Source organism: Paenibacillus sp. J2R1T-4 (assembly GCF_059692235.1).
Genome location: NZ_JCAUBA010000001.1, coordinates 462,877 through 478,402 on the forward strand (window position 1 = coordinate 462,877; position 15,526 = coordinate 478,402).

Sequence of the window (15,526 nt, forward strand, 5' to 3'; positions counted from 1 at the left end):
TGTACGTTATGAATTAGGTAACATCGCGATGTCGCCATCCAAATATTTGAAGTAAACGCGGGGTGCGGCTTCTTTCACGAATCTGGTGTAACGGCCAATTACGATTTTCGTGCCCCCGTAAACGATCGATACAACCTCGACACGAGCTTTATCCGTATCCTCTAACGTTCTTTCTATTTCTAATATACGTTCCTTTGACGCAGCTTGTTCTTCGATCGTTTGCTTTCTTGTATGGGATAGCTTGATTCTCATAGCAAGCCGATCCGGACTTAATTGACCCGCAGCCGCCATCTGATCCAACAAGACCAGTGCCTTATCCGTTTTGTCCAGATTATCGGCATATGCTCTTAATTGACTTCTCAATGTGGTTAATTCATTGCGTAATTCAGGCAGCACGCCTACTTCTATAGAGGTTGGAGTAGACATCGTATTCCCTACCGTGCGAGCTACTACCTTCTCTCCTGCTTGCACCGTTCCACCAATAATTAACCCCTTAGCGCCTTTACAAATAACATTCCGGCCCGCTCTGATCTGAGAATGCATAATACTTTGTGTAACAATAATATCTTGACCGGTTTCCACCTGGGCATCCTGAATGAAAGCACTCTTCACATTCACACCCGCTCGAATGATCCCTTTGTTGTGGCCCAGAATACCTGCTGTTATCTCAATTGAACCCACTGCTTCAAGCTCAGCGCTCTCCACTCCACCAGTAACACGGATATCTCCTGCAGACTTAACCTTGAAACCAGGCAATACGTTGCCTCGGATTACAACAGTACCGAAGAAGTCGATATTCCCAATTCGATAATCAACGTCCCCATTAACCTCATAAATAGGGAATACATTAATTTTACCGCGATCGGTTATGGAGATCATCCCGTCAATGGCTGCGTACAAGGCAAGCTGGTCTGCATCGGTAACAACATTTTTACCAATCTTGAATCGGGCTTCTTTACCATTCCTGGCTTCAATAACTTCGCCCGTAACAGCTTTACCCGATTTGCCATTCTCCGCCAACAAACGTTCCGCTATCAGCTGTCCCTTGCGAACATTGAGAATTCTTGAAATTTCTTTGAAGTCTACGGTTCCATCTTCATTCTCCATAGGCTTCTTGTTCTCAACATCCGGATCGTGCAGCATTCTTATCTCGCCGTCCTTGCCAGATACCGCAGGCTCCCCTTCAGCGACAATAATCTGCTTTCCTGCAAATCTTCTAGGGTTCTCCGCTATCTGTTGCAAAATGCCTTGTTTGACACCGTGTTTAATGCGGAAACGGCCAAGATAATCGACCAAGTCATTAAGCGTGCATGCCATAGGCTCAGCCATAATGGGAATCGACAGTAAAGCCGTTATTCGATCATCGGATATTTCTAAATTGATCCACTGCTCTATTGCATGGTCACTTGCCAATCCATTTCCTCCTTCCAAGCCTTAATCTTGCAGCAGTTGGTTCTTCCACCTACCTAACGACCCGCGAAGCCTTAGGATCGCCTTGGAATGGAGTTGCGAAATCCGGGAAGGTGACAGGGCCATCACTTCAGCAATTTCGCTCAAAGAAAGCTCATCATAGTAAAAGAGTGATACTACTGTTCTCTCTTTGTCCGTCAGTTTCTCAATCGCTTTGGCTAACGATTCCTTTAAATAGTATTCATTAACTTTATATTCGGGGTTTTTGGCCTTTTCGTCAATCATTAATGACAATCGAGTTTCGGATTCTTCATCCTTAATGGGGTCATCGAATGAACAGATCGTAGTGATGGATATCTCCTGAAGCATTTGTTGAAATTCCTTGTCACTTATTTGAAGATATTCACTCATCTCAGCATCGGTTACCGTGCGCAAATATTCCTGCTCCAGCTTCTGATAGGCATCTTCTACCTTCTTCGCTTTTTCACGTATTGATCGCGGCACCCAGTCTCCTTGCCTTAACCCGTCAATCGTAGCCCCGCGAATACGCCAGGAGGCATAGGTTTCGAATTGAAGTCCGCGTTCATAATCAAATTTCTCTACAGCATCTATTAAACCTAACATCCCATAGCTGCAAAGATCGTCTCTGGATACGTTTTTGGGAAGGCCGATAAGCAGGCGATTAATAACATAATCAACTAAGGGCAAATATTGTTCAATCAACATTTGCTTCGCCGAAAGCAAACCTTCCACTTTCCACTTCTTCCATAACTCCATATTGGATAAATGGGATTGCTTTTGTTGAATCATTCCTACCGCGCTCCTTACTCTTCAGTGAGGCGTCGTAATGCTTGGGCAAGCTCTTCCGGCTCTGCAGGGAGGGAGGCCAACTTCTTCGGTTTGAGCAGTGTAAACTCATCCGCTGATGAGCCGGCACCATTCAAGTTATCCTTCAACAGTTTATTCAATTCCTCTTGTTCATCGGGTGTGACGGAGTCAACTGCTGACCCTTTTCCTTCATCCGATGATTCTGAAACTGCTGTCGAATCCTGCATTTCCTTCAATCCCGCTAACGTTCCCAGTACCCAACGTACTACGAAGCTCACTCCGAACATGATGATAAATCCATAAAAACTGTGCAATAGAGTAGTAGTCAAAAAGTTGTCGCCGACGGAGAGAAAGAACGTAAAACCGAACCCAATTACACCCAACACCAAATTCCAACGAACGGTTCCAATCATCAAATTTCCTTTACTCCTTGTTGTACGGTTCTTAACACAAGCACGCCCGTATCATTGTAAAATTCAATCGTTCTTCCGAAATTGCCGCCAGTGTCTTCCCCGCGAATAGGGATCCCCAATTGCTTCAATATCGCGGTACACGATTCTACGTTACGTGGGCCAATCCGCATGGAATCTTGGCTGCCGACAAAAGCAAACATCTGCGCTCCGCCTGCCAGCTTAGCTTCTAATCGAGACTCAGCAGCACCTGCTGCGATCATTCTGCTGATTAATTCCGGTATCGCAGTATCCGCGTATTTGGCTTTGTTCAGCATTCCTTCCTTGGCAATCTCAGAGTTGGGGAGCATAACATGTGCCATCCCAGCAACCTTAGTCTTTGGGTCGTACAGGGTAACCCCAACACATGAACCCAGTCCGGTTGTTTTGAGATATCCGATATGCACAATAATATTTAAATCTGCCATGCCTATTTTAACGATGGTATCTTGTGTCATTCCAGAGGCACTCCCAAAGAAAGGAACAGTTTGCCAAACGCTTCGGGGTCTGGTATGAAGAAGAAATGCCCCTCCATCTGATCCGTCCCTTCAAGAAATTGCGTATCTATGAAGAGTGCGTGGTCCCCCATTTCACCATATTGCAACAGTCCGTAACTTATGATCGCACCAAGCATATCAATCGCAAGTGCGGGAACGGTTGGAATCATATTGAGTTTGGTGAAATCCGAAAGCGATGACAAGTAAGATCCAGCCAGAATATTACCGATTTCACTTAGGGCGGATAATTCCATCTCCGAGTAGCTGCCTTCTTCCTCCACATCGATTCCAGCTAAGTTGGATAGTAAGCGTTTGGCAGATTCCGGAGTGAAAAAGAAAAACATGTTGCCTGGCGCCTCACCTACAACCCGCAGAAAGACGGCTAATACTACTTGATCAGAACCTCCCAGGCTGTTCACAATATCTTCGAAAGGCAACAAATTAACCTTCGGGACTTTCATATCGATGGGCTTGTCAAGCAATCGAGATAGCGCGGTTGCTGCATTTCCGGCCCCAATATTGCCCACTTCTTTCAAGACGTCCAATTGAAACTCAGCAAAGTTGTAATAATTTGTCATCTCATGCCTCGAGCTGCTCTAATTGCACAATTTCGCTCTTGTTCAGCACTTCCTCCAGATTAAGTAATACCAGAAGATTACCTGAGGATAGCTTCGCAACCCCGCGCAAATATTTGGCTCTAATCCCTCCGACGATTTCCGGCGGATCTTCTATATGATCGGAGTCCACGTCCAACACATCATTGGCAGAGTCTACGATTAATCCAACTTCCATCTCCTTAACAGCAACTATGATAATGCGTGAGTTATCGGTGTAATCCGATTCAGGGAGTTGGAACCGCCCACGTAAATCAATTACAGGAATGACGACTCCGCGCAAATTAATAACACCTTTTACAAAAGCAGGCGTTCTGGGGACTCGCGTGAGAGGCTGCATTCTTTCGATGGTTCGCACTCTCTCTACTTCAACGCCATACTGTTCATGTGCAAGTGTAAACACGATCACTTTTAATTCTTCTCCCATGCCCTAACCCTCCTTATTTAATCAAAGCGTTTGTGTCAATAATCAATGCGACCTGTCCATCACCTAGAATCGTAGCACCCGATACGGCGAATAGATTAGTCAAATATTTACCTAGCGTCTTTAATACGATTTCTTGTTGCCCAATAAATTCATCGACCATCAAAGCAGCCATTTTGTCGCCTTTACGGATCACGATAATTTCGGTCTCCGTTTCATTATCCTCCGAATAGCCTGGGATCTGGAACAACTTGCTTAAGGATATGAGAGGAATGATATGCTCCCGGTACTCTATCATTTTGGAGCCGTGAACAAGACGGATTTGACTTTTTTGAACAATCGAAGTTTCTAGTATGGATGAAAGCGGAATAGCAAACTTCTCATCTCCCATACGGATCAACATAGCCGATATAATCGATAAGGTTAATGGCAATTGAACCGAAAAGGTGGTGCCTGCCCCTAATTTCGATGTAACTTGCACATTGCCGCCTAGAGACTCGATCTTTGTTTTGACAACATCTAAACCAACACCGCGACCCGAAACATCCGAAATTTTTTCTGCCGTGCTGAACCCTGATGCGAAAAGAAGCTGGTATACTTCGCTGTCCTGCATCCCTTTTGCCTGTTCGGGAGACACAACGCCTTTTTGGATTGCCGATTGAAGCACTTTTTCCTTATTAATTCCCTTCCCGTCCTCTTGAATCTCTATGAAAACATGGTTCCCGCTATGGAATGCTCTCAGGTTGACAATACCCGTCTCAGGCTTACCCGCTGCCACTCGTTCTGAGATCGTTTCAATCCCATGGTCAACCGCATTTCTTAACAAATGAACCAAAGGGTCCCCGATTTCATCAATAACCGTACGATCCAGTTCAGTTTCCGCTCCAGTTATGACCAAATCTACTTTCTTATCCAGCGACTTCGCAAGATCTCGAATCATTCGAGGGAAACGATTGAAAACATTGTCCACTGGAACCATCCTGAGCTTCAACACAATATTTTGAAGATCTGAGCTCACTCTGGCCATGTGCTCGACCGTCTCGGTCAATTCATTGCGGCGAATTTCGCTTGCCAACTGTTCCAGTCGGACACGGTCAATGAGGAGCTCACTGAACAGATTCATTAGTACATCTAATCGTTCGATATCTACACGAATGGTACGTCCTGCAACAGGACCAGAGGAAGCTTGCGATGTTGTTGGGGCAGTAGCCGGTTTTTCTACAACTGCGCTTGCTGCTGACAATTGAGGAAGAGCAGATATTTGAGCAGCTTCATTGGCATTGTTCAATGAGACTTGTGATGCTCCCTTATTGGCAAGCTGTTTAAGTGATTCAGCATCAAGCGCCTTCAACTGAACATTTTCAATCTCGCTAATATTGCCAACTGCTTTTTCTACAATTGCGCCTTGAGTATGGGATACCAGAAATACAGTGAATGACAAATCGAATTTTTCTTTCTCAATATCTTCAACAGACGGGAAAGACTTTACTACTTCTCCGTTCTGTTCAAGCGCATCAAATACCATATATGCCCGAGCTGCTTTCAGTATGCAGGATTGTTGCAGGTTGACTGTAATCTGGTATACATGCATCCCTGCTTCTAGAGATTGCAAGAGAACAGAATATTGAAATTCATCCAATCGATCTGCAGTTGGAAGGCTAGCGGATACTGGAGCTGAGTCACTTGAATTAATGTAATCACCGGAAACGATGGACTGCAGAGCAATAACGATTTCAGATACATCCGACTTGCCCGTTCCGCCAGCGATAATATCATTTACCATAGTTTCTAGAGAATCCACGCTGCGGAAGATGGTGTCGAAAATAAAGGGATTCATATGTAATTTGTTATTTCGTACCAGATCGAGAACATTCTCCATCTCATGCGTAAGTAAAGCCAGATCCTCGAACCCCATTGTCGCTGACATCCCCTTCAGGGTATGCGCTGAACGGAAAATAACCTGCACAATGCTAATATCTTCCGGACTTGCTTCTAGCTTTAATAGGCTCTCGTTAATGGCTTGCAAATGTTCCTTAGATTCGTCAATAAACATGCTTAAGTATTGATTCAATTCCATATTTCCGACACCTCCTTATAGTACTGAAACTTTGAAGTGAATTACTTGCGGATTCCTGCTACTGAATCTATTAATTTAGGAGCTATCTCGTTAAGAGGTAATTCTATCATCGCGCCGCCTAGCTCATTGGCTGCTCTTGGCATACCGTAAACGACACATGTCTCGCTGGATTCGGCGATCGTCTGCACAGCCCCGGCATTCCTAAGCCCAAGCATAGACTGGGCCCCATCACTGCCCATCCCAGTCAACACTACAATATGCCGCTTTAACTCTACTAACGGAATCAAGGTTTCAAACATTGTATCTACACAAGGCCGATGACCGCCCCTTGGCTCATCCTTATTTAATCGAACCTGATAACCATTCTTGTCGATACGCTCAATACCCATATGCCAGCCCCCTGGCGCTATATAGGCTGTAGCGTTCTCCAATTGCATGCCGTGAGCCGCTTCTACTACTCGGATTTCCGAATTCGCATCTAATCTCTGAGCTAAGGATCGAGTAAAATTGGGAGGCATATGCTGCACGATTACGATCGGCGCCGGAAATCGTCCGGGCAGATTGGTTAATACTTCATGCAATGCCCTTGGTCCTCCTGTAGAAGTGCCAATGGCTACCAATTGCTCCACTTTGCTAGAATTAGCGCTTCCTTGGAAGCTTGTTGGCGGTACAGTAAAAGGTGAGTTATGGAGAGAACTTTGGGCCGCAGTCTTCGGTTCCCCTTTCACTTGAGGAGGCTTATGGGTTGGATTAGCCCTTACTTTTGAAGTTACAGCTACCCCTAGCTTCTCCATTAAAATCTCTTTCACTTTGAACAAATCAAGTGATACAGAGCCTGAAGGCTTACGTACGAAATCAAGAGCACCTATCTCGAGTGCTTCAATCGTCTCTTTGGCTCCTTCTTCCGATAAGCTGCTAAGCATAATAACCGGTGTAGGTTGCTCTGCCATTATCAGCCTGAGCGCATCGAGCCCATTCATCTCCGGCATTGCTATATCAAGCGTAATCGCATCCGGAGTAAGCAACTTCGTTTTTTGTACGGCTTCCTTCCCGTTTCTAGCTGTATCCACAACCTCGAAGCGGGGATCCTCGCCAATCAAGTCGGCAATGATCTTGCGCATAAATACCGAATCGTCAACGACCAATATTTTGTACTTGGTCATCAGGCTCACCCTTTCTCTGATGTATTGTTCGCTCAAGTAGGGGTCACTTTAACAAATTCAACATTTTATTAAGAAATCCTTTTACACCAACGGCTGCCGGCCCCTGCTCCGGAATGGTCTCCCCTGCAATAAAACGCTCTACTAGCTGTTCAATACTTTTGCTTGCCGAACAGTTCGGATAAGCAATCGTGAAAGGAACCTGACGCTTCACTGCTTTCGAGACAGAGCTATCATCTTCTACATACCCAAGTGTTGGAATGTCAATGTCCAGAAACTTCTTCGCCACCATGCTAATCTTGTCTGCGGTCAACTTTCCTTCCCGTGCTTCGGTTACACGGTTGATCACTAGCTTGAAATGAACATCCAGATTCATCGAATTCACCATCTTGATGATTGCGTAAGCGTCTGTAATCGAAGTGGGTTCAGGTGTTGTTACTACAATCGTCTCATTTGCAGCTACTATGAATTTCAATGTTTCTTTAGACAAGCCAGCGCCTGTATCAAAAATAATGTAATCGACATATCCATTCAATTGACTCACTTGATCCGCGAAATAATCGATCTCTTCTTCCGATAGGCGAATCAGATCATTGAAGCCGGAACCTCCTGCAATAAATTCCAGATCATTATAGCCCTTGTGAATAATCTCAAATATCGTTTTCTCACGCTTTAATAAGTGATATAAACTGTACTTGGATGAAATCCCCATAAGTACGTCGATATTAGCAAGTCCAATATCCGCATCAAACACTAAAACCTTGTAACCTTGCGCTTGCAAAGTCAAAGCGAAATTCAAAGTAAAATTTGACTTGCCCACACCGCCCTTGCCGCTTGTGACCGTAATAATTCGCGTGTTAGCGGTTCGGGTCTCCTGCTGGTTCCGAATTAAATTCCGTAAACTCTGGGCCTGATCGCTCATTCGACGGGTTCCTCCAGGATGCGATTGATCAGTTGCTCCTCATTCACTTCCAAAATGTCATCTGGCACGTTCTGTCCGTTAGTCATGTAGGAGAGCTGTAAATTAAAGTCATATAACAGATTGACGATGGATCCATAACTTCTCGTTTCATCCATTTTGGTGAAGAGAACCTTATCCAATCTGAACTTGGCAAAGTTCTCTGTAATGGCTTTCATGTCCTTATACTTGGACGTCAAGCTCATAACGAGGAATGTCTCACTTTTACCTTTTGCCTGCAGTAAAGAATTAAGCTCCGATACATACATCGGGTTGCGGAAATTGCGTCCTGCTGTATCCATGAAGATTAACTCACAATCTTGAAGCTGCTGGAATGCCCGAACTAATTCCTGTGGAGAAAATACAACCTCGAGCGGCACATTCAAAATGGTTGCATACGTTTTAAGCTGCTCAACGGCTGCAATCCGATAAGTATCAGATGTAATAAAGCCGACTTTGCGGTTATACTTCAATACCTGCTCAGCAGCTAACTTAGCGATCGTTGTCGTTTTACCGACACCAGTAGGTCCTACGAAATGAGCAATTCGGGTATCTCGCTCAATCGATTTCGAACTATTGCTATGAAGTAATTCTTGCAATTGCTTACGTATACATAAATGTGCGCTTTCTTCTGTTCTCGGTGAATCTTCGGAGTTGTATTCTTCGGTTGCCAAACGAAGGATACGTTCGACCAGATCCGCTTCGATCTCATGCTCGAGCAATCTATCCTTATATTTCATAACTTCTATTGGATAAAGCGGTTCATCTGACATTTTGTTAGTGAGGCGGGCCATCATTTCTTTCATCTGCTTAATTTCTTCGAGCAGCATATCTTCCTTCGGTTTAGACCTGCCTGATCCATTAATGGCTCCCCCGCCTGCGAGCGAATGAGTGATCGGGCTTGATTCTATTAACAGCTCATCGTTTTTCGCTTGAGCCGACTGTGGTCCAGGTGTTGGTTGAGCCAATGATACTGGAGACAAACCGGAGTTCGGGAAGTTTTGGTGAGTCTCTCTTGCATAAGCACCAGCGGCAGTAGACATTGGAACAGATATTACAGGAGGAACAGCCGTAGCAATGCTACTAATCCCCGATGATGTATTCTGTGAGCTTGCAGCAGCTGTTTCAGCTGAAGCGGATACTCTTCCCGCCCCTGCTTGTTTGATCGGAGACGGAGTTGCTTCAGCTCTATTCGTATCCATGGCAGCAATTACTTCTATTTTCTTCTTACTGAACATACCAAGGAATCCGCCGGATCGGATTTCCTTCGTATTAAGAATGACGGCGTCTTTGCCTAAATCCGATCGTATACGTTGGAGCGCTTCCGGCATTGAGTCGACTACATAGCGTTTCACTCTCATAAATTAACCACCCCAACGCTTTGAATTTCGGCGCTTGGCTCTAACTCGCTATAGGACAGCACCGTGATGTCCTGCATCGTTCGTTCTAATAATTGTCGCAAGTACATGCGAATAGTCGGAGAGGCTAATATGACCGGTTGTTGACCGTGTTGAATCATACGTGTTACCTGTTCCGTGACCTTCTGATATATTGTTTGAGATGAGTTCGGATCCAATGCAAGGTAGGAACCGTGCTCGGTTTGTTGGACACTGTCCGCTATTTTCTTCTCCAAAGTTGGCCCAATCGTAATCACCTTGAGGGAATCATTAGGCGCAGCATATTGAAGCGTAATTTGCCGGGATAGGGCTTGTCTTACATACTCAGTTAGCACATCAGGATCTTTGGTATAAGTACCATAATCCGCCATGGCTTCGAAGATCGTAACAAGATCACGGATAGATATCTTCTCTCTCAAAAGCTTGGCCAGAACTTTTTGAACGTCTCCAATCGATAAGACACTTGGAATGAGCTCATCCAGAAGGGCCGGGTAGCTTTCTTTGACATTATCCACAAGCAGCTTCGTTTCTTGACGGCCAATGAGCTCATGAGCATGACGTTTGATAATCTCTGTTAAATGAGTAGCTACAACAGAAGGCGGGTCGACCACAGTGTAGCCGGATAGCTCTGCACGTTCCTTAGTCGCTTCATCAATCCATATGGCAGGCAGCCCGAATGCCGGTTCGGTCGTTTCAATCCCAATTACGGAATCATCATCCATCCCTGGGCTCATAGCCAAATAATGGTTAAGTAATAATTCACCGCGAGCGACTGTATTCCCTTTAATTTTGATCACATATTCATTTGGTCGCAATTGGATATTATCACGAATTCTTATAACAGGAACGACTAGACCAAGCTCGAGCGCAATCTGTCGACGGATCATAATGACTCGATCTAACAAATCTCCACCTTGTTGGGTATCCGCAAGAGGAATCAATCCATATCCAAACTCGAATTCGATCGGATCAATTTGCAACAAACTGATTACACTTTCCGGACTTCGCACCTCTTCGATCTGTTGTTCCTCCACCATTTGTTCTGATTCCGCTTGCTTCTTTGTGAGATTTTTCTGCATTCGCCATGCGGCTATAATAAGGATACCGCCTATCGGGAACGTAGTAATGACATGGATTGGAGTGAAAACTCCGAGAAAGATAAGTGTGCCCGCAACCACGTACAAAAGCTTTGGATAACTGAACAACTGAACCGTCAGATCATGCGCCAGATTGCCGTCAGATGCAGCGCGTGTGACGACGATACCTGCGGCTGTCGAGATCAATAACGCCGGGATTTGACTTATTAATCCATCCCCAATCGTCAGAATCGAGAACGTGGAGAAGGATTCCCCAAGCGACATTCCATGAAAAGTGGCTCCAATAATCAGACCGCCGATCATATTAATAAAGAGAATTACGATACCCGCGATCGCATCTCCTTTTACAAATTTACTCGCACCATCCATCGAACCATAGAAATCCGCTTCGCGTTCGATCTTTTTCCGACGATCCTTGGCTTCCTGCTCCGTTATTAGACCGGAATTCAAGTCCGCATCGATACTCATCTGTTTTCCTGGCATCGCGTCTAATGTGAACCGCGCTCCAACTTCGGCAACACGCTCCGAACCTTTGGTGATAACAATAAATTGCACGATTACCAAGATTAGAAACACGACGAAACCGACGACTAAATTGTCACCGGCTACAAAGGATCCAAATGTCTCAACTACATTACCTGCTTCTGCATCTCGCAATATTAATCGCGTCGTAGAAACGTTTAGTGAAAGCCGGAATAACGTGGTAATCAAAAGCAAAGTAGGAAATATGGAAAACTCTAGAGCATCTTGTGTATTCATAGCAATCAAGATAATAATAAGCGCTATGGCTATATTAATAATGAGCAGGAAGTCTAGCAGAAATAATGGGATAGGGACAATCATCATCATGACTATACCAATAATTCCTATTAAGATAACTAAATCTTTTGTTCGCATGGAATGTCCTCCCTTCCTTATTTCGCTTTTCCTTTTAGTTTATATACATAGGCCAGCACTTCGGCAACTGCCTGGAACAAATCGGCTGGTATGGTCTGACCGATCTCTACTTGTTCATACAGCGCACGTGCCAGCGGCTTGTTTTCCATCGTAACAACACCGTTCTCCTGAGCAATTTGACGAATTTTGAGGGCGATATAATCCATCCCTTTCGCTACTACAATCGGAGCATCTGACTGCTTCGGATCATATTTCATCGCGACAGCAAAGTGTGTTGGGTTCGTAATGACAACGTCAGCTTTTGGTACGTCTTGCATCATCCGCTGCATCGCCATTCGCTTCTGTTTCTCACGGATCTTACCCTTAATAAGGGGATCTCCTTCTGTGTTCTTATACTCTTGTTTAATGTCATCTTTGGACATCTTGATGCTTTTCTCAAATTCATAGCGTTGGTACATATAGTCCAGCAAAGCAAGCAGCAACAAAATGAAAGCGATTTGGAGTCCTAACTTGAGGATCAAATTACCGGTATATCCAAACGTCTTAATCAATGGCCATTGCGCCATTTGTATAATGGCTGCTTTTTCTTTCCATATTGTATAGAAGACGATACTGCCAATAACCAATATTTTGAGAATCGATTTGATTAATTCAATCAAAGAACGCAGCTTAAAAATGTTCGCTACACCTTTGATCGGATCAAGCTTCTCGAATGATGGCACAAGAGGCTTCCCGGTAAGCAGAAAGCCAATCTGGAAATAGACAGACAGGTATGCGATTACAACGACCATCAAGAAAATCGGTGCCAATAGAATCAGACCTTCATAAACCAACTGTCCAAACATAATGGTGATGTTGTCAAACGTCACTTCCATTTGCATGAAGTCCGTAAATGTTACCGTGAACAGTCTGGTAATCCGTTCCCGCATCACGGAGCCGTACATGAACAAAACGAAAAGCACCGCCAGCAAAATGAGGGCAGCCGGAAGCTCCATGCTTTTGGCTACCTGTCCTTTATCGCGGGACTCCTGCCTCTTACGTGGAGTGGCCGATTCTGTCTTCTCACCCGCAAACAACTGTAAATTAAGCTTCAACCGATACTGCTGCATTTCATTCCCCCAACCGCTCTATGGTGACTTCGGTGTCCCGCCGATTAATCTAGACAACTGCTCCATCGATTCGAATAATGACCGGAATAAATCCTGGAACAAAAAGATCATGCCTGGGATTACCAGGATCAAGACCAGAAAGCCAACGATAATCTTGATGGGCACACCTATAACGAAGATGTTAAACTGGGGAGCTGTTTTGGACAAAATCCCTAGCCCTACATCCGTTAAGAACAAGCTCACTACAAGCGGCGCGGACATTTGAAGAGCAAGAGCAAACATATTAGAAAAAGCTCTAATCAAATATTCAGTAGGAGCACCGGAAGCGATATTCGTAAAGGTAGGATTCGGTGATATTGGAATCAAATTATAACTTCGAACAATAGCGTCAATCAGAAAATGATGACCGTTCATCGCTAGAAACAACAAGATTGCTATAAAAAATTTAAAATTTCCCATTATCGGACTTTGAATCCCGCTCATAGGATCAATAACGTTAGCAATCCCTAGTCCCATTTGAATGTCAATAAATGACCCAGCAATCTGAACGGCATTGAAAAACATATAAGCAATAAATCCAAGGAATAACCCAACCAGGATTTCCCGCACAATTGAGATCATATAAAGGCCGTCCAACGGTACTGCATCCTTGGTCATGCCAGAAGCGACAAAAATCAAGAAAGTAATAAACAAGGACAAGCCAATCTTGAAGGTCGACGGGACCCCGCGAGTTGAAAAGACAGGAACGACAACAAAAAATGCCGTAATTCGACAAAAAATCAACAGAAAATTAGGAAGATATGGAACAATCGCCTGCATCCGCGTCCACCTAACCTATATATTTATCCAGATTATTCAGCATGTTGTATGTATAATCTATAAGTGTCTGTAAGATCCATGGGCCGAATACTAGAATAGAGAGCAACACTACTACAATCTTCGGAACAAAAGCTAAGGTTTGCTCCTGAATTTGGGTTGCGGCTTGGAATACGCTAATAATTAGTCCAACGACTAGCGCGAGAATTAACATAGGTGCGCTGGCCTTCAAAACTGTATACACGGCTTCGCCTGCAAGTTGAATAATTAACTCGGAGTTCAAGTTCGCTCCTCCCTCGTGGAACTAAGCTGTTCAAGATGAATCATGATAACGGAGCATTAAAACTCAACAGTAACGATTTCACAACCAAATACCACCCATCCACTAAGACGAAAAGCAATATTTTGAAAGGCAGCGAAATCATAATGGGCGGAAGCATCATCATCCCCATCGACATTAACGTGCTCGCTACAATCATATCGATAACCAGGAACGGAATGAAAATCATAAATCCCATCTGGAATGCTGACTTGAGTTCGCTTATCGCAAAGGCCGGTATTAATGCGGTGAGAGGTGTATCCGCTACACCTGTTGGTTTGTCCGCTTTCGCATAATTCAGAAACAGCATCAAATCCTTTTCACGGGTCTGGGCGATCATAAACTTCTTAATCGGAAGCGCTGCCTGCTCTAACGCTGCAGTCTGAGTTAGCTCCCCCTTCAAGTAAGGCTGAAGAGAAGTTTTGTTAATCTCACCCAATGTGGGAGACATGATGAATAAGGTAAGAAAGAGTGCAATACCGATTAACACTTGATTCGGAGGCATTTGTTGAGTTCCAAGTGCTGTTCTTACAAACCCTAGCACAATGACGATTCTAGTAAAGCTGGTCATCATAATGATGATAGATGGTGCAATACTTAGGATAGTAATAATTAAGATAAGCGTAATTGTATTGCTTGCGCCCCCAGTACCACTGGAATTCCCAATATCGACAGAAATACCAGGAATGGGATCTGCTGCAAATGCAGCAGTTGGCGCGACTGCCCAAATTAGCAACAGAACAAACAGCATGTACCCTGTTAATTTAATTGATTTCATTCATCCGTCGACCGATCCGTATATTTTTGATTCTTCAGCAGTGCTTCTATCGCTTGTTTACGATTGGCCAAGCTGTTCATCTTCCCTTGGAACACTTCTTGAAAAGTATGAGCCACCTTGTCCTCGTTCTGCTCGTCATACATGCTGTCCTGCTGACGCAATCGGGAAAACCACTTGCTTAATTGTTTGACTCCTGTAAGGGAAGATCCAGACTGGGCATTGATTGTCGCTATCAGATAGGCCACTTCCTCAGGATCGTCTATCTTCTGAATAAGCTGTACATTATCCCCAACACCTAACAAGTATACCGATCTCCCAATCTCTACGATCTGCAGCGATTTGTTCTGACCGAGCGGAACACCTCCAAGAGGATTCACCGCTCTACCTTGCATGCGTCTTTTATTTTTTTGGGCTAACACCTTCATAATCAGGAAGAACAAACCGATAATTAATATAAGGTAAAGGATGACTTGTGCCATCATTCCCAACATGCTGGGTGTATCGCCTTGCATCAAACCCGCACGGTTACCATCCCCTGGACCGCTTAATTGGTCCGCGTTCTCACTCTCTGCCCAACCAACAGAACTGCCTACTGGAATCCCAATAAATACGACCACCACGATAAACAGCAAGATTGTTATTTTGCGCCGCACGGGTAATCGTCCTTTCTGCATGGCCGCTTCATAATGCAGCATT

Annotated in this window: 16 protein-coding genes; all 16 read right to left on the bottom strand. The window is 44.5% G+C overall.

Translation table 11 applies throughout. The features are described 5' to 3' along the window. Positions 1 to 6 precede the first annotated feature (6 nt). Genes AC58QD_RS02250 through AC58QD_RS02325 form a run of 16 tightly spaced genes read right to left on the bottom strand, consistent with a single transcriptional unit; the run spans position 7 to position 15,525 of the window. Positions 7 to 1,413: a flagellar assembly protein A gene (locus tag AC58QD_RS02250; RefSeq protein WP_497329550.1), complete on the bottom strand. Its 1,407-nt coding sequence runs from the start codon at positions 1,411 to 1,413 to the stop codon at positions 7 to 9. 21 nt (positions 1,414 to 1,434) lie between these two features. Continuing rightward, positions 1,435 to 2,220, bottom strand: coding sequence for a FliA/WhiG family RNA polymerase sigma factor (locus tag AC58QD_RS02255; RefSeq protein ID WP_497329552.1), 786 nt, complete (start codon positions 2,218 to 2,220; stop codon positions 1,435 to 1,437). Positions 2,221 to 2,234: 14 nt separating this feature from the next. After that, positions 2,235 to 2,654: a hypothetical protein gene (locus tag AC58QD_RS02260; RefSeq protein WP_497329554.1), complete on the bottom strand. Its 420-nt coding sequence runs from the start codon at positions 2,652 to 2,654 to the stop codon at positions 2,235 to 2,237. After that, positions 2,651 to 3,145: a chemotaxis protein CheD gene (locus AC58QD_RS02265; RefSeq protein WP_497329556.1), complete on the bottom strand. Its 495-nt coding sequence runs from the start codon at positions 3,143 to 3,145 to the stop codon at positions 2,651 to 2,653. The genes AC58QD_RS02260 and AC58QD_RS02265 overlap by 4 nt, the downstream gene beginning before the upstream one ends. After that, positions 3,142 to 3,762 (bottom strand): chemotaxis protein CheC, encoded by a 621-nt coding sequence (locus AC58QD_RS02270; protein WP_497329558.1) that lies wholly within the window; start codon positions 3,760 to 3,762, stop codon positions 3,142 to 3,144. Before AC58QD_RS02270 ends, AC58QD_RS02265 begins: the two co-directional genes overlap by 4 nt. Before the next feature lies 1 nt (position 3,763). Next, positions 3,764 to 4,225, bottom strand: a complete 462-nt coding sequence (locus AC58QD_RS02275) for a chemotaxis protein CheW (RefSeq protein WP_497329560.1) — start codon at positions 4,223 to 4,225, stop codon at positions 3,764 to 3,766. Between the two features lie 13 nt (positions 4,226 to 4,238). Continuing rightward, positions 4,239 to 6,299: a chemotaxis protein CheW gene (locus AC58QD_RS02280; protein ID WP_497329562.1), complete on the bottom strand. Its 2,061-nt coding sequence runs from the start codon at positions 6,297 to 6,299 to the stop codon at positions 4,239 to 4,241. A 41-nt stretch (positions 6,300 to 6,340) separates the two neighbouring features. Continuing rightward, complete coding sequence (locus tag AC58QD_RS02285; protein WP_497329564.1) at positions 6,341 to 7,462, bottom strand: protein-glutamate methylesterase/protein-glutamine glutaminase; 1,122 nt, start codon at positions 7,460 to 7,462, stop codon at positions 6,341 to 6,343. 43 nt (positions 7,463 to 7,505) lie between these two features. Beyond that, entirely contained in the window at positions 7,506 to 8,381 is an 876-nt protein-coding gene (locus tag AC58QD_RS02290; protein WP_497329566.1) for a MinD/ParA family protein, read from the bottom strand. Beyond that, positions 8,378 to 9,778, bottom strand: coding sequence for a flagellar biosynthesis GTPase FlhF (gene flhF, locus AC58QD_RS02295; RefSeq protein WP_497329568.1), 1,401 nt, complete (start codon positions 9,776 to 9,778; stop codon positions 8,378 to 8,380). Before flhF ends, AC58QD_RS02290 begins: the two co-directional genes overlap by 4 nt. Continuing rightward, complete coding sequence (gene flhA / locus AC58QD_RS02300) at positions 9,775 to 11,808, bottom strand: flagellar biosynthesis protein FlhA (RefSeq protein ID WP_497329570.1); 2,034 nt, start codon at positions 11,806 to 11,808, stop codon at positions 9,775 to 9,777. Before flhA ends, flhF begins: the two co-directional genes overlap by 4 nt. 17 nt (positions 11,809 to 11,825) lie before the next feature. Continuing rightward, positions 11,826 to 12,917, bottom strand: a complete 1,092-nt coding sequence (gene flhB, locus AC58QD_RS02305) for a flagellar biosynthesis protein FlhB (protein ID WP_497329572.1) — start codon at positions 12,915 to 12,917, stop codon at positions 11,826 to 11,828. 18 nt (positions 12,918 to 12,935) lie between these two features. Continuing rightward, entirely contained in the window at positions 12,936 to 13,736 is an 801-nt protein-coding gene (fliR, locus tag AC58QD_RS02310; RefSeq protein WP_497329574.1) for a flagellar biosynthetic protein FliR, read from the bottom strand. Positions 13,737 to 13,746: 10 nt separating this feature from the next. Then, positions 13,747 to 14,016, bottom strand: coding sequence for a flagellar biosynthesis protein FliQ (gene fliQ / locus AC58QD_RS02315; RefSeq protein WP_497329576.1), 270 nt, complete (start codon positions 14,014 to 14,016; stop codon positions 13,747 to 13,749). A gap of 40 nt (positions 14,017 to 14,056) precedes the next feature. Further along, positions 14,057 to 14,830, bottom strand: a complete 774-nt coding sequence (gene fliP / locus AC58QD_RS02320; RefSeq protein WP_497329578.1) for a flagellar type III secretion system pore protein FliP — start codon at positions 14,828 to 14,830, stop codon at positions 14,057 to 14,059. Continuing rightward, on the bottom strand, positions 14,827 to 15,525 hold the full coding sequence (locus tag AC58QD_RS02325; RefSeq protein ID WP_497329580.1) for a flagellar biosynthetic protein FliO: 699 nt from the start codon (positions 15,523 to 15,525) through the stop codon (positions 14,827 to 14,829). Before AC58QD_RS02325 ends, fliP begins: the two co-directional genes overlap by 4 nt. Position 15,526 lies beyond the last annotated feature (1 nt).